Origin of the sequence: Halomonas sp. YLB-10, from assembly GCF_003856855.1 — a bacterium.
Lineage (GTDB): Bacteria > Pseudomonadota > Gammaproteobacteria > Pseudomonadales > Halomonadaceae > Halomonas > Halomonas litopenaei.
Window position 1 is genome coordinate 117,544 of the sequence record NZ_RRCU01000002.1, and the last position, 20,998, is coordinate 138,541.

11 protein-coding genes are annotated in these 20,998 nt (G+C 62.8%); 3 read left to right on the top strand and 8 right to left on the bottom strand.

Going from position 1 to position 20,998, the window contains the following annotated elements; genetic code table 11:
- Positions 1-571 precede the first annotated feature (571 nt).
- Positions 572-8,662 (bottom strand): Ig-like domain-containing protein, encoded by an 8,091-nt coding sequence (locus EBB56_RS21845; protein ID WP_185696384.1) that lies wholly within the window; start codon positions 8,660-8,662, stop codon positions 572-574.
- 1,348 nt (positions 8,663-10,010) lie between these two features.
- Here EBB56_RS21845 and EBB56_RS04515 point away from each other — a divergent pair.
- The gene (locus tag EBB56_RS04515) at positions 10,011-11,606 is read left to right on the top strand and encodes an arylsulfatase (RefSeq protein ID WP_124803096.1); all 1,596 of its coding nucleotides are present in this window, start codon (positions 10,011-10,013) and stop codon (positions 11,604-11,606) included.
- 113 nt (positions 11,607-11,719) lie between these two features.
- Here the strand turns inward: EBB56_RS04515 and EBB56_RS04520 are convergent, their stop codons facing one another.
- The 5 genes from EBB56_RS04520 to EBB56_RS04540 form a co-directional block, all read right to left on the bottom strand.
- A complete protein-coding gene (locus EBB56_RS04520; RefSeq protein ID WP_124803098.1) occupies positions 11,720-12,613 on the bottom strand; it encodes a DMT family transporter in 894 nt (297 codons plus the stop codon).
- Between the two features lie 172 nt (positions 12,614-12,785).
- Entirely contained in the window at positions 12,786-13,823 is a 1,038-nt protein-coding gene (locus EBB56_RS04525; RefSeq protein ID WP_124803100.1) for an Ldh family oxidoreductase, read from the bottom strand.
- A gap of 29 nt (positions 13,824-13,852) precedes the next feature.
- Complete coding sequence (locus tag EBB56_RS04530) at positions 13,853-15,184, bottom strand: TRAP transporter large permease subunit (protein ID WP_045992516.1); 1,332 nt, start codon at positions 15,182-15,184, stop codon at positions 13,853-13,855.
- Positions 15,181-15,696 (bottom strand): TRAP transporter small permease subunit, encoded by a 516-nt coding sequence (locus EBB56_RS04535; RefSeq protein ID WP_108133679.1) that lies wholly within the window; start codon positions 15,694-15,696, stop codon positions 15,181-15,183. The genes EBB56_RS04530 and EBB56_RS04535 overlap by 4 nt, the downstream gene beginning before the upstream one ends.
- A gap of 93 nt (positions 15,697-15,789) precedes the next feature.
- On the bottom strand, positions 15,790-16,854 hold the full coding sequence (locus EBB56_RS04540; RefSeq protein ID WP_124803102.1) for a C4-dicarboxylate ABC transporter substrate-binding protein: 1,065 nt from the start codon (positions 16,852-16,854) through the stop codon (positions 15,790-15,792).
- Positions 16,855-17,246: 392 nt separating this feature from the next.
- On the opposite strand from EBB56_RS04540, the gene EBB56_RS04545 reads away from it, so the two are divergent.
- Complete coding sequence (locus EBB56_RS04545) at positions 17,247-17,849, top strand: helix-turn-helix domain-containing protein (protein WP_185696385.1); 603 nt, start codon at positions 17,247-17,249, stop codon at positions 17,847-17,849.
- 380 nt (positions 17,850-18,229) lie between these two features.
- On the opposite strand, the gene EBB56_RS04550 is transcribed toward EBB56_RS04545, so the two are convergent.
- On the bottom strand, positions 18,230-19,054 hold the full coding sequence (locus EBB56_RS04550; protein ID WP_124803106.1) for a metal ABC transporter permease: 825 nt from the start codon (positions 19,052-19,054) through the stop codon (positions 18,230-18,232).
- A complete protein-coding gene (locus EBB56_RS04555) occupies positions 19,054-19,827 on the bottom strand; it encodes a metal ABC transporter ATP-binding protein (protein WP_311767526.1) in 774 nt (257 codons plus the stop codon). Before EBB56_RS04555 ends, EBB56_RS04550 begins: the two co-directional genes overlap by 1 nt.
- Before the next feature lie 90 nt (positions 19,828-19,917).
- Here EBB56_RS04555 and EBB56_RS04560 point away from each other — a divergent pair, with 90 nt between their 5' ends.
- A complete protein-coding gene (locus tag EBB56_RS04560) occupies positions 19,918-20,928 on the top strand; it encodes a metal ABC transporter solute-binding protein, Zn/Mn family (RefSeq protein ID WP_311767527.1) in 1,011 nt (336 codons plus the stop codon).
- The last annotated feature ends 70 nt before the right edge of the window (positions 20,929-20,998 follow it).

The window sequence follows — 20,998 nt, forward strand, 5'->3', positions numbered from 1 at the left end:
CCTTGAAGCTAGGCGGTCGATACCGACCTCGACACTGGACTGGTGGCCACCACTTTCCGTCCCATTACTCCTCGATATCTGGCACCAAACGCGACTTTCATAAAAAACCGACACTTGCGAATCAGCAAAAAACCACTTCGCACCAAAAGCCACACGAAAGAAAATTCACGAAATTCGTTACCAACTGAAAAATAAACCTTTTTGTTTTCCAGCGATTTTAAAACATGAGATTCCGGCATCGAAAAACTCGAAACAACACAGTTCCGTAGGTCGGATCAACGCCGGCGCTGCCCTGGCTTATAAAAGCCAACAGTCCACCTTGTCGGTCACCGCTACCTTTTGGAATATTGATCGATCAACATTGATCACACGACAGAAAAAACATCCATCAATCATCAAGACGTCGAGGCAGCGTTTCAGCCGGTTTATCGACACAAAAAGACGCAAAAAAATATTGCGATAGCCGACAAGACATCACCCAGCCAAAGGCCGGGTGATCGAAGGGGACCTTCGCTGGAGTGATCCACCGCTGACTCCACTCTCTACTCCACTCTCTACTCCACTCCACTGCCTACTCCACCAGCAGCGCAGCCTCCTGGCCGATGCGCTCCAGGGTGGTGTCGCCGGCACCGGCGCCGTTCAGGGCCAGTGCTTGTTCACTATCTGCGCCGCTGTCTGCGCCGCTGTCAATGCCGCCGCCACTGCCCCCTGCCGACGCGGGGCCTACGCTGTCTGTCTGGTCCTGTTCCGGCGGCAGCCAGGCCGCTACCTCCTCGTCGCTCTCGTCATCGAGCAATTCCGACAGCGCCAGCCGGCCCGCCTGGGCAGCGACTTCCTCGCCTGTCACAAGCACACCCGTGTCGCCAATGGCAGAGGCACTGACGTCAGCATCCGCTGGCGCTGGCGCCACGTTGGCTCTAGCGAAACTGCGAGCCTCATCGTATTCGCTATCAGCAGCATCTACCACGACGGTCGTTTCACTGATAAAGCCCCCGTCGTACAAGAACGTCACCGTATGATCGGGATTGATCGTCACCTGGCCACCATCACCGCTGGAGACTCTCACCTCCAGGAAACCGTAGCCATCGCCGCCGAAGTTCACCAAATCGAGGGTCACCGGAATGCCGCTATAAAAGGTAAAGCCTTCCAGATCAGCAGTGATCACAGGCGTGTCGTCATCTACCGTCAGCCGGAGTTGTCCTTCAGCAGTATCGCCGTCACCGTCGGTAATGACGTAGCCGACCGCGACATTGATATCACTCTCCCCAAGGTCATCTTTGTGGTCCAACGGACGATACAGCTCGACGCGGTAGTCGCCGCTGTCGATATCGGTCATCTCGATGCCAATCACAGTATTACCGTCGCTATCGGAGGCCAGGAGGCTGTGGCCGGAGCTACCGAGTGACCAGGCCAGAGGGCGTCCTTGCGACGTTAAAGACGGCATGCCTTCTGTCGTCCAGCGGAAGCTGCCACGCCCACCCTCACCGAAGTCATAGCCCAGCGAACCGGTCACCACTGTCTGCTCACCGGGAACGTCATACCTACCGCCGGGGTTGCCGCCGAGGCCATCCTCATCGACGACGGCCTCGGCCACCATGGTGGCGGGGTCGCCATCGGTTTCCGGGGTCGTCGGTCTGGTGGGGTCGCCACCCGTCACATCGATAGAGAGCGTCGCCTCGCTGCTGTCACCGTCGTTGTCGCTGCCGCTGTAGTCGATCTCCGCCACGCCGGAGAAGCTCGGGTTGGGTATGAAGGTCACGGTGTCATCGGCATTGACCGTGATGCTGCCGACCCCTGCCCCTCCCTGAAGGCCAAACCCGCCGATGCTCCCCGGCCCATCGGCGCCATATTTATCGTTGGTGGACACATCCACGGTAATCGGGGTGTCACTGTCGGTACTGGCGCTATCATCGCTGGCGCTGCCGGCGTCGTCGTCGACAAAGAGCAGGAAGACACCCTCGGCACGGTCCCCGTCGCGATCGGTGACGGTATAGCCAACCTCTAAGGCGCGGTTATCCTCTACAACATAAGACAACGAGGGGGACGGCTCGTGATCCAACGGCTGGAACAGCGCCACTCGATAGCTACCGCTGGCAACATCGGTCAATTGCACCGAGATCACCCGGTCGCCACTGCTATCTACGCCCAGCAGCGAACGCCCGTTACCGCTTAACTGCCAGGTCACCGGATCTCCGCCGGTCGTCAGCGTCGGCAGATCGTCGCTATGCCAGGTAAAACCACCCTGACCGTTATTTCCGAAGTTGTAGCCCACCAAGCCGGTGGCGACGGTGCGTTCGGTGGCAACATCCCCATCTCCTCCCGGGATACCGCCTGGCAGCCCGTCTTCGTCGACGAAGGTGCTGACAGGGACAGTGTTCGGATCGTCATCGGTTTCCGGGGTAGTCGGGATGTCATCGGTTTCGACGTCCACGACAAGCGTGCCGGTACTGATGTCACCGTCGCCGTCCATTGCGTCATAGTGAACACGCGCAACGCCAGAGAAAGACGAATCGGATTCAAAGGTCAAGGTACTGTTAGGGTGGATCTTGAGGGTGCCGACGCCGTCGGCGCCACCCTGAATGCGGGCGCCGACAAGACGTCCCGGCCCATCGGCGCCGAACTCATCATTGGCCAGCACATCCACCCTGACCCGGTCACCGCTCACGGTGCTGACACTGTCATCATTGGCGCGAACGCTGTCGTCATTCACGCTGACATTGAGCACGCCTTGCGCAGCCTCGCCGTCACGATCGGTGATCACGTAGCCCAGCGCCATGTCGATGCTGTCCTCGCTCATGGCATCATCGTGATCAAGCGGTCGGAGCAGTGACACGCGATACTCTGCGTTGAGAATATCGATGATTCTGACGCGCAGGACGTCATTGCCCTCGGTATCGGAGGCCGTCACGGTATGGCCGGTGGCATTGAGCGACCAGCTCAATGGGCGGCCTTGTGACGTCAAGGAGGGCAGACCGTCGGTGCTCCAGCGGAAGGTTCCACGCCCATCAGAACCAAAGTCATAGCCCAGCGAGCCGGTCACGACGGTCAGCTCGCCTGGCGCATCACCCGGACCACCGGCAACACCACCGGCCAGGCCGTCCTCGTCGACAACCGCCGTGGCGGGTCCGGTGGCTGGATCGTCATCGGTCTCCGGGGTGGTAGGACGATCCGTGCCCTGGTCGACACTGACGCTGAGCTGTCCAGCGGTAATGTCGCCGTCTGCGTCGCTGCCGGTGTAATCAATCAGCGCGGTGCCGCTAAAGCTTGCCTGTGGCACAAAGGTCAACACGCCAGCGCTGGTTAGCGTGACGCTGCCGACATCCGCGCCTCCCTGGACACTGGCAGCGATCACCCGTCCCGGGCCATCGGCGCCGTGGTCGTCGTTGGCCAGCACGTCCACTTCGACCGCTGTCGCGCGATCGGTGCGCGCACTGTCGTCGTTGGCACGACCACGGTCATCATCCACGGTCACGCACAGCACACCCTCAGCAGTGTCACCGTCAGCGTCGCTGACGCTGTAGCCCACGACGAAGTTGAGGTCGTCCTCGACCCTGGCGTTGGCGTGGTCCAGCGGCCTTGCCACTGCCACCTTGTAGCTGCCGGTCGCCTGATCGACAAGCTGAACCGAGATGGCCCTATCGCCATTGCTGTCAAACCCCACCAGCGAACGACCGTTACCGTTGAGCCGCCAGGTCACCGGATCACCGCCGCTGGTCAGCGACGGCAGGCCGTCGGTGCTCCAGCGAAAGTCTCCCTGGCCATCGCTGCCGAAGTCATAGCCCAGCACGCCCGTCGCGACCGTGAGTTCGGTGGGCGCATCCCTGACACCGCCGTGGATGCCGCCCGCCAGGCCATCCTCGTCGACCACGGCCTTGGCGGGGTTGGACAGGGGGTCGCCGTCGGTCTCCGGAGTGATGGGAATACCGGCATCATCGCTCTTGACCACAACGCGGAGCTGTGCACTGCGGGTATCACCGTCGGCATCGCTCGCGGTGTAGTCGATCAGCGCACTCCCTGAGAAGTCAGGGTGGGGGATAAAGGTCAAGGTGCTGTCGGGATTGATGGTGACGTTGCCAACCGCTGCCCCACCGCGCACGCTGGCGGAGACGAGACCACCCAGGCCATCAGCGCCGTACTGGTCGTTGGCCAGCACGTCCACGCTGATCGGGCTGGCCTTGTCAGTAGTGGTGCTGTCATCGACCAGCAGCATACTATCGTCATCCACGCTGATCCTTAGCTGGCCCTGGGCAGTGTCGCCGTTGCCGTCGGTGATCATGTAGCGAACGGTCAGATCGATATTGTCCTCGAGGCTGGCATCGTCGTGGTCAAGCGGCCGGTGCAGCTCGACACGATAGAGCCCCTGCTCGAGATCGGTGATGCGGACGCTGATCACCTCGTTGCCAAGCGCATCCACGCCCGTCACCTCATGCCCGGTACCGTTGACCAACCAGCTTAACGGGCTACCCTGTGAGCTCAGCGCCGGCAGGCCATCGGTGACCCAGTGGAAGGGAAACAGCCACGGGCCATCCTTGCCGAAGTCATTGCCCAGCGACCCGGTGACGACCCTGGCCTCTCCGGCCACGTCCCCCGGGCCGCCGGCGATGCCACCGGCGAGGCCTTCCTCGTCGAGCACGGCCCGGGCCGAGACGGTGGCAGGGTCGCCATCGCTCAGCGGCGTGATCGGTACATTGTTGCCAGAGGCGCCGACACTGACCTCGACACGTCCGCCGGTCTCATCGCCATCACCGTCAGTGTATCCGAGCTGCAACAAGGCCTTGCCGTGGAACTCGGGATGCGGCGTGAAGGTGGCATAAAAATCACCCTCTTCGTGGCTGACCTGGCCAACGCTATCGCCGCCGACGACCTCGGCGCGAAAGTTGGCGACCCGCTCGAAGTCGGCGCCGATAAGGATGTCATCCCGCAGATCAAACCTGACCGGGGTATCGGTGCCAGTGAAGTACCATCCCCTGTACCCACCACCACGGGGACTGTCGTCGTCCACCAGGATGTCCAGCGAGCCTTGCGCACTATCGCCGTTGCCATCGGTGATGACGTAGCCGACGCTGAAGGTGATGTCGTCTTCCAGGTAGGGGTCGCTGTGATCCAGTCCCTTTAGCAGTTCAACTTTGAAGATGCCCGGCTCCAGGCCCAGGAGCTTTATGCTGATCACGTCTACCTGGTCATAGTAGCCGAAAATATTGAGACCGCGGGCCTTGCCGATCAGGCTGTTACCAGCGGCGTTGAGCGACCAGGTCACAGGCTCACCATTCGCACTCAATTCGGGCAAGCCATCGGTGGACCAGCGGAAGCTGCCAGGCCCAGCCTCGCCAAAGTCGTAGCCCAGAAAACCGTCGTAATAGGCTTGGTAGTATCCGATATCGCCGGAACCACCTTCCAGGCCAGTCATTTCATAGGCATACAAGTAAAGCCGGTCCTCATCGACGATGGCGGTGGGCGCCACGTTCTCAGGATCACCGTCGCTGTCCGGGGTGGTGGGGCCGCCGGCGTCGCCACCTTCGACGACGACGCTGAGTGTGGCGGCGGCGGTGTCACCGTCGGCGTCACTGACGACGTAATCGATCAGCACCTCTCTGCCGAAAAGCTCCGGGTGAGGCACGAAGGTCAGGCTGTTGTCGGGGTTGATCGTGATGCTGCCGACCGCTGGCCCGCCGCGCACGCTGGCGTCGATGATGCCCCCAGGGCCATCGGCGCCCAGCCCGTCGTTGTCCAGCACCGCTACCCTGATCGCCGTGTCGACGGCGATTGTGGCGCTATCGTCTCGGGCCACCAGGCTGTCGTCGTCCACCACGATGTCAAGCCTGCCGGCGGCAACGTCTCCGCCACCGTCGGTGACGGTATAGCCCACCTCGATAGAGAGGTCGTCCTCGATGCCCGAAATGACATGATCCAGCGGCTTGTCCAGCGTCACCTTGTAGCGGCCGGTCACCACGTCGACAAGCTGCACCGCGATGACCCTGCCGCCACCGCTGTCGACGCCCAGCAGCGAACGGCCATTGCCGCTTAGCCGCCAGCTCACCGGATCGCCACCGGAGGTCAGTATCGGCAGGCCATCGGTGTGCCAGCGGAAGCCACCCGGACCATCATTGCCGAAGTCGTAGCCCAGCGATCCGATGGTCACGCGACTCTGGGTAGCCGTGTCGCCGGCCCCCCCGGCGATACCGCCTGCCAGGCCATCCTCGTCGACCACCGCCTTGGGCGACCGGGTGTCGGGGTCGCCATCGGTCAGTGGCGTGATCAGCCCGTCAGGATTGACGGCCGCAACAGACACGGTGAGGGTGCCGACGGGGAAGTCACCGTCGCCATCGGAGCGGGCGTAGTCGATAAGCGCATCGCCGGAGAATCCCACAGCGGGAACAAAGGTCAGGGTGCCATCGGGATTGATCGACACGGTGCCCACAGCGTCGCCGCCCTGAACGCTTGCCTGCATGACCTTGCGTACGCCCTCGGCGCCGATCTCGTCGTTGCTCAGCACGTCCACGATGACCGGGGTGGCACTGAGGGTGGCGGCGCTATCGCTGTTGGCGCGGCCGGCGTCGTCATTGACACGGATCTCGAGTACGCCTTCAGCCGTGTCGCCGTCACCATCGGTAACGACATAGTCGATCACAAAGTCGACATTGTCCTCGATGCTTGGATCCGAGTGATCCAGCGGCTGGAACAGCTCGAAGCGATATTCACCCGTCGTGATATCGACAAGTTCAAGCCTGAATACCGAGCCGAACTGCGCGTCCTTGGCAATCAAGGTCCGTCCATTATTCACCAGTGACAGGCGCGGCACTTCCCCTCTCACCTCCACATCTACAAAATAGGAGCTACGAATCCAGGAGAAACCAGCAACCCCATCGTCGCCAGCGTCATAACCCAGGAAACCGGTGGCGACCGTTGACTCGCCGGCGATATCGCCGATACCGCCAGCAATGCCCCCGGGCAGCCCCTCCTCATCGACGACGACCCTGGCCGGTTGGGTATCGGGGTCGTCGTCGGTTTCCGGAGTGGACCGCGTCGTCGAGGCAGCGTCGCGGACATTGACGGTCAGACCTCCTTGGGTGGTGTCACCATCGCCATCGCTGCTGGTGTAATCGATCAGGGCATCGCCCAGAAAGTCCGGGTGAGGCACGAAGGACAAGCGGCCATCGCCCCGGACCGTGACGCTACCGACATCGGCTCCCCCTTGAACGCTGGCCGCGACAACCCCACCCGAACCGTCGGCACCGAGAACGTCGTTAGCCAGCACGTCGACGATGACCTGGGTGTCCTTGGACGAGGAAGCCCTGTCGTCGTTGGCGCGAGGAGCGTCATCATTGACCGTGACCTCGAGCACGCCGAAAGCGCTGTTGCCAGAGACGTCGACGACGACATAGCCCAACTCGAAGTGAATACTGTCATCGTTGCCAGCGCCTGAGTGATCCAGTGCGGCAATCTGGTCGCGGTCAGCAAAGTGTCTAACGTCAGGCAACCGTACCTCATAGCTGCCGGAGGCTAAGTCGGTAAGCACCACCTCGATGACCGCATACTCCTCCTGGGCGTCACTATCGTAGGCAACCCCACGCACCCTGTGGCTACTAGCGTCAATCAACCATGACACCGGATAGCCGTCGGCGGTCAGACGCGGCAAACTGGCGATATCCCAATCGAAGCTGCTCACCCGTTGAATTTCGTAGCCAGTTTCTTCTGAGCAATCGCTGCCGAGGTCATAGCCCAGCGACCCGGCCGCCACGACCGTTTCGCCTGTGCCTGAGCCGCTGGCACTACCGTAGTAAGAGGCGGCTTCATCGACGATAGCGTGGGCCGGTTCGGTGGTGGGATCGCCATCGGTCTCCGGGGTGGTCGCCACCTCGCTGTTCTCACATTCTCGGATATCGAAGTGGGCCTCAATGTTCACCCGGTCGCCGTCACCATCGATGACAACGATCTGGAACTCGAACGATCCCTCGGCATCGGGGTCGGCCTTGAACACCCAATATTCCAAGTTGACGGCGAGCAGGCCTTTGTCGGTGTCGATCATCGCCCCCAGTGGATATTCGGTGTCGTCACCGGGCAGGCTGACAAAGACCCGGTCGAGCCCTTCTTTGCCAGCATCCATCCTCCAGCGATCGACGACAAAGTTCCCCGGAACGACCGAACTGGGAGTATCGATGCCGTTGTACCCCGAGTAGGTGGGTGGCGCTACATCAACCACATTGATGTCGACCCAGGCCTTCTCTTCCCTGCCCTCGTTGTCGGTGGCGATGAAAGGAAACGATAACGACAGAATGTCGTCGAAATCAGGCCCGGTATGGTCCAGTTTCCGATTCACCGAAACAGTGACCAACTCGTCGTCGTCAGTCACTTGCAGGATCAACAGGGCTCGACTCGGATCCTCGTTCAGCAAACTCTCCTCGAACAGCATCAATCGCTGCCCGTCGGGTGAAATCCGAAACCCCACTGGCTCACCGTCCGCCGTCAGTTCGGGGAGGTCAGGAGCCACCCAGCGATAGGGCTCATTGCTGGCAGGATCTCTGTTGTATCCAAAGTCGTGGTTCAGCCTGAAGCTATAACTCCCACCGCCATCGGTGACAGAGAGAAGGACAGCGGGCTCCACGCCGCGGGTATTCATCAGCGCAGTGGCGCTGGCATTGGCTCTTTCAGTGTCGGTATTCATGGGAGTGTCCTCGCCGCCGGTTGGTGGCGGCAAACAACGAAAACAAGGCAACAAGCACGGTGTGATTCCTGCGTCTGCCTTAAACCTAGGCACTGATTTTCGCTCTCGACACTGGACTGACGAACATCATTATCACTCGAAGCCTCCTTGTTTTCCGACATCAAAAATTTCTTTTTTATAAAACAGATAATTGCGCGTCAGAAAACGCCTCAGCCACCAATTCACACTTTGTGATAAAAAACTCACAAATTTTTAAATGATTGATAATTAAACACTTTACTTTATAAACAAATACCAAGGTCGCTGCCATCAAGCGACTACACAATCGATTAAGCACAATTTTGCATGCTTATTCCACGCCTCGGGCAACGATGACTGCGAACAATCACACAAAACACTCTAGATTTTACGTCACGATTTTCTTCCCTTGTCAGTTCGACAACTGAAAAAACAAAAACCACGCTTCCATCTTTCCATCAGTGAGTACACACCGGCCTTTACGCACGCCGTTATAACGCCATACCAAAGAATTATTACCTTTTGTTTTAAACCCCGATTGGCTGGATTCACGTGCTGATGTTGTGGGTCGAGATCACCCCCGAAGAACAGCCGATAGTTGCTGCGCTTGCAGGATGCAGTGCACGGCCCTGTCGCTGGGAGGGGGCTGGGAGAGGGGGCCGGGAGAGAGGGCTGGGAGAGAGGGCTGGGAGCGCTCGTAGCGATGCGAGATAGCCGAGGCGTCTCGTACTCGAGGGAGGCTCGTCGCTATGCAAAAAACATCACCCGGCCAAGGGCCGGGTGATCGAAGGGGACTTTCGCTGGAGTGATCCACCACTTGCTCCACGGCCTATTCGACCGCTTGCTCCACGGCCTATTCGACCGCTTGCTCCACTCTCTACTCCACTGCCTACTCCACCAGCAGCGCGGCCTCCTGGCCGATGCGCTCCAGGGTGGTGTCGCCGGCACCGGCGACGCTCAGGGCCAGCGCTTGTTCGCTGTCTGCGCCGCTGTCACTGCCGCCACAGCGCCATTGGGATGATCAGCCCAGCAGCCTTCGAAGCTCGAATGATCGCATAGACCGGTGTCCACTTTTGTTGGGCAAGATCAGGAAGCACCCGCCTGGCATGGGAGCCCAGGCCGTTATGCCTTTCGGGGGATGGCGCCCTCCCACCTCACTCGCCACACTGCGACCACGCCCGAGCAACACGCCAATGCTGCACATCCTGGCACCACCCGACGGATACCGGGAAGACATCAGGCGCCAGACAGCGTCCTGCTTCAGTGATCACATGTCTCCCCTGGCACCGCGGCTCTCTTCTTTCCCTGGGCCCGACACATGGAGTGGAAAATGAGGACTTCCATCGCTGCGACAATGCTGACCGTGGCCCTGTCGGCAGGCCTGTTGGCGGCCAAGGCCCCCATCGCCATGGCCAGCACGCTGTCCCGGGCGGTGGCGGAAAACGACCATCGCCAACCGGCCATTCCCCACCCCCAGCAGCAGGCCGCGGCCGCCCAGGCACTGGCGGACTTCGAGGCCCGCGCGGGCCAGAAGCCTAATATCCTGCTGTTTATCGTCGATGACCTGGGCTACGGTGACCCCGGCGCCTTCGGTGGCGGTGAGGCCATCGGCGCCCCCACCCCGCATATGGACCGGCTGGCCGATGAAGGCCTGATGCTGACGTCGACCTATTCGCAGTACACCTGCACGCCCACACGTGCGGCCATCTTTACCGGCCGTCTGCCGGTGCGCACCGGCCTGATCCGCCCGATCCTTGCCGGCGACAGCGTCAGCGTGAATCCATGGGAAGGCGAGACGTCCATTGCAAGGCTGCTGTCGAACCAGGGCTACTACAGTCTGCTGGTGGGCAAGTGGCATATCGGGGAAGAAGAAGGCATGCGCCCCCACGATGTGGGCTTCGACGAGTTCTACGGCTACTACCGGGCGCAGAAGGAATACACCCAGCGCTTCGATGAGCGTCGCTATCCCGACCTGGTACTGGATGACGACAAGCTTGAGCGCTACGACCGGATCAAGGCCGATGACAACCTGATCCACGGCCTCGCCGACGGCACCACCGAGGTGGTCAGCCAGGTCAGCTCCATCGAGGACATGGCCGAGGGTGACGCCCGACTCAGGGACTACACCGTCGACAGCATCCAGCGGCTGTCGCAGCAGGACGCGCCCTTTTTCATCACCCACGCCTTCATGAAGGTGCACGCCGACAACTGGCCATCGGAGGCGTTTCTCGGCGCCAGTCCATCGAAGTATCCCTACAAGGACGCCGTCGTCGAGGTCGACAGCTATATCGGTGACATCGTTCAGGCGCTGGATGACAGCGGCGAGCTGGAGAACACCTTCATCTTCGTCACCTCGGACAATGGGCCCCAGATGGATAGCTGGCCGGACAGCGGCTACACCCCCTTCCGTGGCGCCAAGGGCACCACCTGGGAAGGCGGCGTGCGGGTCCCGGGCATCGCCTACTGGAAGGGCATGATCCCGCCCGGCCAGCGCTCCGACGGCCTGTTCGATCTGATGGACCTGTTCAATACCTTCGCCACCCTGGGCGGCGCCGAAGACGGCATCCCTCAGGACCGCTACATCGACGGCATCGACCAGACGTCCTTCCTGCTTACCGAGAACGGTCAGTCCCACCGCGAGCAGGTCTACATGTGGCTGGGCAACCAGTTCACCGCCCTGCGCATGCGTGAGTACAAGATGCATACCGCCGTGGTGCGCGCCGACGATGGCCTGCGCTGGATCGACATGGCGACGGTGGAAAGGACCGCCCTGGCCCCTTGGCTGTTCAATCTCTACATCGACCCCAAGGAACAGATGACCGTCGGCCACCGACGCAACGCCTGGCAAGCGTCCATGGTGGCCGAAGCCGGCGCCCATCGCGCCACCTTCGAGAAATTCCCGGCCAAGAACATCGGACTGGAGTAGCCCGGGCGCCGGGCTCAAGGCCCGCAGCGCCCCTCGCAGGACTCGTCTCTGCCAGGTCGGCAGACGGTGACGACCGTGGCGCCGACGACGTCTGTGCTATCGAGGCGACTTGCCTACTCTGAGGCTGTCGCCGCACGGTGCTTGAGCAGGCTGATGCCGGTCACCGCACCGAGAATCAGCAGCATGCCCCCGACCTGAGGCAGGGTCAGGCTCTCGTCCAGCACGAACAGCCCGAACAAGGTCGCGGTGACCGGTTCGACCATGGCGACGATGGAGGCCATGGTCGGCAGCGTATAGCGCACGCCGACAACGTAGCAGAAGAACGACAGCGCGCCGCCCAGCACACCGACCAGCAGAAACAACGAAACGTCAGCGGACGCCGGCACCGAGGCCAGCGTCGACAAATCCGCCAGCGGCAGGATCAACAGGGCGGCCGTGGCCAGCGCCATCGGCAGCGCCGCCGTGGCCGAGCCATGCAATGCCGCAAAGCGAAAGCCGAAGATGAAGAAGGCGTAACCGACGCCTGCCAGCAAACCGGCGGCGATGCCGAACGGCGTCACCACCCCGGCGTCGGCGCGATAGATGCCGGTCAACAGCACGATACCGCCCATCACCACCGCCATGGCCAGCCACTGCACCAGTGACGGACGCTCGGCCCCGGTGAGGAAGGACACCACGAACACGAAGATCGGCGCGCTGTACATCAGGGTCGCCGCCACCGCCACGCTGCTCTCGCTGATGCTGATGAAATAAAAAGTGAAGTTGGCGGCGATACCGCACCCGGCGAGCATCGCCCACATCACCATCCGGCGGGTGACCGTCGGTCGCCCGCGCCGCCACCAGGACAGCGCCAGCCACACGAGCATCACACCCACCCCCACCAGCGCCCGCCAGAAGGACACCGCCTCAGGCGTCCAGTCGCGCTGCAACAGCAGGCTGCCGAAACCGCCGGCGAGCCCCCACTGCAGCGATGCCAGCATCACCAATAACGTCCCTGTCATTGCCATGACATGCCCTCGCTTCGAACAAATGAGCTCTCGGTCGGGCGTCGCTGCCCAACCGTACCCCAGCGTAGGAAATGATCACGGCGCGTCCTAGAGGCGCAGCAATGACTTCGTGTAAGCCTCATGTACCTTCGGTCGGGTGACGACACCTTCGGCTAAGGCGCCCCGCGTCACCTCACGCCAGCAGCGCCTCGATATCATCGAGCAGCGCCTGGGGCACCCAGGCGCCACGGGATTCACTCAGCGCCCGCTCACGGTAACGACGCTGGGCCGGCAAGCGTGCGCCCTGGCCCAGCAGCTCGTCGAACAACCGCTCGGCCCTGTCCATGTGCGCCTCGCTGCTGGCGCCTGCGGTGCGCGCCGGGTCGATGGCGATGATCAGTTCGCCGTGGTACGGAAGTCCTGCGCGACCGGCGTCGTGCTCGCTTGACTCGACGCTCAGCAGGTCACCGATCATCGGGCCGGCGATCAGCTCGACCATCAACGCCAGCGCCGAACCCTTGTGCTGACCAAACGGCAGCATGGCGCCATGATCCAGCACTTCTTCGGGGTCGGTGCAGGGCGCCCCGTCGCGATCGACCCCCCAACCCTCGGGGATCGGCTTGCCCTCGCGGCGATGCAGCTCGATATCGCCCCGGGCGATGGCGCTGGTGGCAAAATCAAACACCAGTGGCTCGCGCCCGGGCCTGGGCCAGCCAAAGGCCAGCGGGTTGGTGCCCAACAGCGGACGACTGCCGCCGTGGGGCGCCATGTAGGCCTGGGTGGGGTTACAGGCGATCGCCACCAGGCCCTGTTCCGTCAGCCGCTCGAGTTCGACCCACAAGGCGGTGGAATGCACGCAGTGATTGATCGCCATCAGCGCGACCCCGGCGTCGCGGGCCTTGTCCACCAGCAGCGGCAGCCCCAGCTCGAAGGCCAGCGGTGAAAAACCACCGCCGGCATCGACCCGCACCACCCCCGCGGCCACGTCTTCGACCTCCGGGACGGCGTCGGCGACCGCCGCGCCCTGGCGCAGCGTCTGGACGATCCCCAGCAGACGGTAGAGCCCGTGGGAGTGGCTAGCGTCCATCTGCGCCGCCACCAGGGTCTCGCCGAGGGCCCTGGCCTGCTCGGCACTGAAGCCCTGGTGCTCCAGCACGCGGCGACTGAGCGACATCAGCGCCTCGCGGGTCAGGTAGGCCCCGTTGTCGGCGGTGGTGTCGGTGTCCTTCATGGGGGCGTCTCCTTTGTCAGTGTCCGGGGTCATTTCCACGAGGGGCCGCTCAACTGCTCGGGTAGCCACAGCGCCAGCGACGGGAAACTCAGTACCAGCGCCAGCACCACCAGCTGTACCACGATAAAGGGCACCACCCCGATGTACATGTGCTTGAGCGTCACCTCCGGCGGTGTGATCGCCCTGAGGTAGAAGATCGACGGTGCCAGCGGCGGCGTCAGATAGCTAGTCTGCATCACCACCAGGAAGGCCACGCAGAACCAGATCTCGTCGAAGCCGAGTGCACGCACGATGGGCATGGCCACCGGGATGACGATCAGCACCACCGAGATCATGTCGAGCACGAAGCCGGCCAGGAAGGCGATCAGCAGGATCATGCCGAGGATCATCCAGGGGCTCATGCCGGTGTCCATCAACAGCGACTGCACCGTGGCCATGCCACCGGCGGCGAAGAACACCCCGGCGAACATGTTGCCCCCCAGCACGATCAGCAGAATCATCGCCGAGATATTCAAGGTCCGCTTGGCCGAGTTCCACAGCACGTCCAGCGTCAGGTTGCGATAGGCCAGCGCCAGCACCACCGATCCCAGGGCACCGCAGGCGGCCGCCTCGGTCGGCGTGGCGATGCCGAGCAAGATCGTCCCGAGCACCGTCATGATCAGCGCCATGGTCGGCAGCAGCGCACCGAAGGTCATCTTGAGCTTCTCGCCGAGGGTCGCCCGCTCGGCGTCATCCTGCGCCATGCGCGGTGCCATCTCCGGCTTCAAGTAGGCGATCAGCACGATGTAGAGCAAGAAGAACAGCGCCATCAGGAAGCCCGGGAACATCAGGCCGCTGAACAGCGACCCCACCGAGACGCTGGCCACCGGGCCCAGCACCACCACCGTGATAGACGGCGGGATCGCCGTCCCCAGCGAGCCGCTGGCACAGATGGTGCCGGACATCAGCGACTTGCTGTACTGATGCTTGAGCATGACCGGGATGGCCAAGAGCCCGATCACCGCCTCGGTGGCACCGACCACGCCACTGGCTGCGGCGAACAAGGTCCCCATGACCACCGCGCCGACGCCCAGTCCCCCCGGCAGCCGACGGGTCCAGAAGTGGATCGCCGTGAACAGCCGCTCGGCGATACCGGAGCGCTCGAGCATGGCGCCCATGAAGATGAACAGTGGCACCGCCGCCAAAATCGAATTGGAGGCGGTGTCCTCGATCTTGGTCAGCAGCTGATAGGCGGCAGCGTCGCCGAACTGCATGATGCCGAACAGCGTCGCCACCAGAATCATCGAAAACGCGATCGGAAAGCCGGCGATGATGAAACCGATCAAAGCCGGGAACATCACCAGCGCAAGATAGTCGCTCATGCCGCGCCCCCTTGTTCGGGCGTGCGCCCTTGCATGATATGAACCGCCTTGAGGATCTCGGCCACGACCTGCAGCGCCAGCAGCACGAAGCCGGCCCACCAGGTCAGAAATACGGGCCAAATCACCGGGTTCCAGGCCGAGCGGCCGGAGCGTTCATTCGAGGCGAAGGCCTCCAGCGCATACTGCCCCAGCTCCCACACCAGCCAGCCCAGCACCGGCAGAAACAGCAGGTAGCCGACCAGGCGCACCGCTGCGTTGGTGCGATCCGACCAGCGCAACGTCAACAGATCGACGCTGACGTGCTGGCCCAGGCGCAGGGCGTTGGCCATGCCCAGCATGAAGATGGCACCCATGACCATGTAGCTGACCTCGAAGGCCCACAGGGTCGGGCGGCCCAGCACGTAACGGCTGAACACCTCATAGACCAGGGCCGCGATCAGCGGAAAGGTCAGCATGGCGCCCAGCCCTCCCGCCAGGCGGGTCAGCCGCTCGATAGCGTGAATAAGCTTCATCTCGTTTGCCCACAGGTGGTGGTAAAGACAGCGGCCCGACCAGGCAGCAAGGGGGTTAGCTCCTGCTGTCTGGCCGGGCCGCAAGGCGTGTGGTCAGTCGCGACCCATGGCACCGATCGGCAGACGATACTGCTGCCAGTTGGTCATGCTGGCCTTGAACTCACGCTGGGACTCGAGCACCCGGGCAAACCACTCGTTGCTCTCGGCGTTCTCGTCTTCCCACTTGCGCGTTTCTTCATAGATGGCGTCGATGAACGACTGATCCAGCTGGACGATCTCGTTGGGGCCGTCGACCAGCTCCTGATAGGCCTCGAGGTCGGCGTAGGAGCTCGCGAGCCAGGAGTCGAACACGCTGAGCTTGCCGGCCAGACGCAGTAGCTCCTGCTGTTCGGCGCTCAGCGCATCCCAGGCGTCCTGGTTGACCTGGCACTCGAGGAAGCCACCCGACTGGTGCACGCCAGGCAGGATCACGTACTGCGCCACATCCTGGAAGCCGGTGGGCTTGTTCATCTCGGGGCTACCCCACTCGGCGGCGTCGATCACGCCACGGTCCAGGGCGTTGTAGATCTCGCTGCCCGCCATGACCACGGTGGACGCACCCAGCTGGGAGGCGATCTCGGCCCAGGCGCCGGACGTGCGCAGGCGCAGACCCTGGAAGTCCTCCAGCGTCTCGACCTTCTTGTTGGAGTGCAGGAAGATCTCGGTGCCCAGAATCGAACAGGGGAAGGCCACCACATCGAAGACGTCACGGCGGAACTCTTCATACAGCTCCACGCCGCCGCCCTCGTACATCCACATCATGAACTCTTCCGGCGTCAGGCCGCTGGAATGCCCGGCCAGCAGCGCCGCGGTGGGATCGGTGCCGTAGTCGTAGTTGACGTAGTTGTGGCTGACCTCGGCCACCCCGGCCTTGACCGTATTGGTGACCCGCAGCGCGCCCCCCAGGGTGCCACCGGGGAACACCTTGATGGCGATGTCTCCGGCCGTCAGCTGGTCGACGTAGTCGGCGAAGGTCTGGGCATCGCGCTCAAGCCAGGGACCGCCGCCCCAGGGAGTCGCCATCTTCCAGTTCATTTCCTCTGCGTTTGCACTCAGCGAGGCACCCGCCAGCGCGGCCGCCAGGGCGACACCGCCCGCCAGTCGATTCAGTTTGTACATTATTATCCCCATTGGATTTTCTTGTGGAAATTAGGCGCTGTCCGAAAAGTCGACGAGCGAAGGTTAGACAAGGCAAAAATCGGTGAGAAAGCGCAGTTTACGGGGTGTAAATGAGCATTTTGACCGGGCTGGCGCACCAGCCGATTTTTAACGCCGTATTACCGAGCGCAGGCACTTTTCAGACAAGCCCTAGGAGCGCAATGACCGTGCTGGCAAGCGCTTTGGCAACCCCGGGATCACGCCGGAGCGCCCGCTCACACGCACACACCTTGCTATTGTCGCGTTCGTGAATGAGGATTGCATATACGCAATATTCAGTCAAAACTATAAAAAAAGACCAACAATCAACGCTTTTTCTTGAAAAATTCGAGACGAAGGCGTCGGAGGCCAGCATGAGCGACACCGTCACCCCGCCCCCACGCGTCAGGGAGCGTCCGCGCAAGGCAGGTTCCATCGGCACCAACCTGAAGGCACTCAGAAGCGATAGGGGCCTGACCATCGCCCAGATGGCCGAGGCCTCGGGCAGTTCCGCCGCCAGCATCTCGCGTATCGAGAACGGCCGGCTATCCCCGACCTACGACGTGATCGTCAAGCTGGCCGCCGCCCTGGAGGTCGATGTCAGCGAACTCTTCTATCACAACGAACGCAGCGCCCTGAGCGGCTGGCGCACCCTGACCCGGGCGGGCCAGGGGCCGGTGGTCGAGACGCCCAACTATCGCTTCGAGCTTCTGTGCAACGACATGGTGGCCAAGGACTTTCTGGTGTTTTCCACGACGGTGCTCAACACCAGTATCGAGGAGTTCGGCGAGTTGCAGCGCCACACCGGACATGAGCAGATCGTGGTGCAGCAGGGTGAAGTGGAGGTATGGACGGAGCACTACGAGCCGACCCGGCTCAAGGTCGCCGACAGCATGTCCTTCGACAGCCAGATGGGCCACGCGGTGATATCGGTCGGTGACGAGCCGGCGCGGATACTGTGGATCTGTACGTCCTGAGGGGCCCGGCAGCCGTAGGCTCGTCCCGACGCCGAGCCCCATGCACACTGCGCCGACCCGGGCCGAGCGCCGGCGTGGTCGGCCACACAGGGGGCCGACCACGCTCGTCGCCCGTAGCGCTTGCGTACAGGCAGACGAGCGATGGCTCCAGTGCGAGCGATAGTGCCAACGGCTTGCCGGACAACGTCGCAACATCGCCGATACGCTGGCGATGCCTGACGATGGCGACATCGATATCGACTTTGAACCTCCTCGTGCGGAGATCGCCACCAGACCAGCCGATGACTCATGATGCTGCTAGACTGCGCAAGGGCCAGTAAGGCAAGGCTGATCCTGCAGTGGCGGCCTGCGCCCAAAGCAGCAACTCACGGGTTACCCGTTCAGGACGAGATATTGCTGGAAGACATTCTGACGAACCGGCGCCTGCCGAGATCCACCAGGCTACACAGGACAAACACCACAGCGGCGAGGCTGACGATGGTCGGACCGGTAGGCGTGTCGAGCCAGTAGGCCGCCTGAAGACCGCCGGTGGTCGACGCGGCTCCGATCACTGCCGCTACCAGCACCATGGCTTCCGGAGTGCGGCAGAAGGGTCTGGCGGCGGCGGCGGGAATGATCAGCAGTGCGGCGATCAACAGTACCCCCACCACCTTGAGCGCCACCGCCACGACCACCGCCAGGGACAGTGTCAGCACCAGCTGCTCGCGCCCGGGATGGATGCCATTGGCCCGTGCCAGATCCGCATCCAGGGTCGCCGTCAACAGTGACGACCAGCGCCACCCCACCAGCGCCATGACCAGCAAGGCGCCGGCAGCGATCAACACCAGATCCCCCTTGCCGACCGCCAGAATGTCACCGAACAGATATGCCATCAGGTCGATACGCACCCCGGACACGAAGGACACCGCCACCAGCCCGAAGGCCAGCGCCGAGTGAGCCATGACCCCGAGCAAGGTGTCCATGGCATAGCCACGACCGCTGAGTAACGAAACCAGGATCGCCATCAGCAGCGACACCACCAGCACTCCGGCGAAGATCGAGGTCGACAGCAACAGCGACAGTGCCACACCAAGGATGGCGGCATGCGCGGTGGCATCGCCAAAGTAGGCCATGCGGCGCCACACCACAAAACAGCCCAGGGGGGCGGCGGCCAATGCCACACCGATACCGGCGAGCGCCGCACGCAGCATGAAGTCATCGAGCATCAGGCCGAGATCCCCAACGAGTGGGCAGCGCCGACCTGCGCCAAGGCCGGGCCTGCGGCGTCTTTTTCGCGCAGATGTTCGTGGCGGTAGAAGGCGAGCGCGTCAGCGGTGTCGGGGCCAAACAGCGCCTGATAGGCCGGGGACGCCAGCACTCGCTCGGGCGTGCCCTGGCAGCAGACGTGGCGATCGAGGCAGATCACCCGGTCCGAGGTGCGCATCACCACATGCAGCTCATGGCTGACCATCAGGATCGCGCAGCCCGTTTCGCGCCTCACCCGCTCGATCTGGCGATAGAAATCCGCCGTACCCCGGTGGTCGAGGCCCTGGGTTGCCTCATCGAGCAGCAACAGGTCGGGCTTCTCCAGCAGGGCTCGCGCCAGCAGAACGCGCTGTCGCTGGCCGCCTGACAACGACAGCAACTGTTGCGAGCCCAGCTCAGGCACGCCGGCCTGCGCCAGGGCCTGCTGCACGGCTTTGCGGGAACGTCGACGAGGCAGGTTGAGAAAGCGCGTGACCGTCATCGGCAGGGTCGGATCGATGGCCAGCCGCTGCGGTACGTAGCCGATGGTAAGCCCGGGCCTTCGCACCAAACGTCCGCCAGCGGGCGTCAGCGCACCGATGATGGTACGCAAAAGCGTCGATTTGCCCGACCCGTTGGGGCCGACCAAGGTGACGATTTCGCCGCATTCGAGCTTGAGGTCTATGCCCTCGAGGATGGTCTGCCCTCCCAGGACGACCCGCAGATCATCGATCGACAATAGCGGCATGAACATTCTCCAGAGCCTTTCTCGATTACGAAAACAATGTTATATCATAACAAAGCATGCCACAATCACCCGCCCCGAGAACGCTCCAAGAGATCGATGACGATGCACACCTCGCTACGCCCCCTTCTCCTCCCTTGCCTGCTGCTTCCTGCGGTGGCTGCCGCAGAGGTCCCCTCGGTGGCCGTGGATATTCCGCCGGTCCACAGCCTGGTGGAGCGCGTAATGGGAGACCTGGGGACGCCGCAACTGGTCATCCAGCCTGGGGCCTCTCCCCACGGCTACGCCATGCGTCCTTCCGAGGCCGAAGCCCTGGCGCAGGCCGACGTGGTGTTCTGGGTCAGCGATGGATTGACGCCCTGGCTTGCCAAGGCACGCCAGTCACTGGCGCCGGATGCGCAGCAGGTGGAGTTGATGGAAAGCGCCGGCACGCAGCGCCTGACCTATCGACAGGGCGCCACCCTCGAGGCCCACGATCATGATGAGCACCATGAGCACGAGGAGCATGAGGGCCACGGGCACCACGAAGGGCATGACGGCCACGAGCACGAGCAGCATGCCGGCCACGACCATCACGACCATTCAGGCTGGGACCCCCACGGCTGGCTGGACCCGGTCAACGCCCAGGCCTGGCTCGATGCCATAGCAACCTCACTGGCCGAACTCGATCCCGACAACGCCGACATCTATCGACACAACGCAAAGGAAGCCCGCGGCGAGCTCGATGACCTGATCGATGAACTGGAGACCCGCCTCCAGCAGGCCCAGGGTACGCGCTTCATCGTCTTCCACGATGCCTACCAGTACTTCGAGCGCCGCTTCGATGTGCCAGCGGCCGGGGCGATCTCCCTGGGGGATGCATCTGACCCGAGCCCTGCGCGTATCCGAGAGATCCAGCAGCGTGTCGCCGATCTCGGCGTGCAGTGCCTCTTCCGAGAGCCCCAGTTCAACCCGGCGCTGGTGGACAGCGTGTTCCAAGGCACCGGCGTCGAGACGTCGCTGGTCATCGATCCCCTGGGCGTCGACCTGCCGCTCGGTACCGAGCTCTATCCCGCATTGCTGCGCCAACTGGCCGACGGCGTCGCCCGCTGCGCCGCCGAGGCCGAGTGATGAAAGCCCTGTTCTTTCCAAGGCCTCCCCGGGGAGGCCACAACGCCCCACCGATCATCCCAAGGAGCAA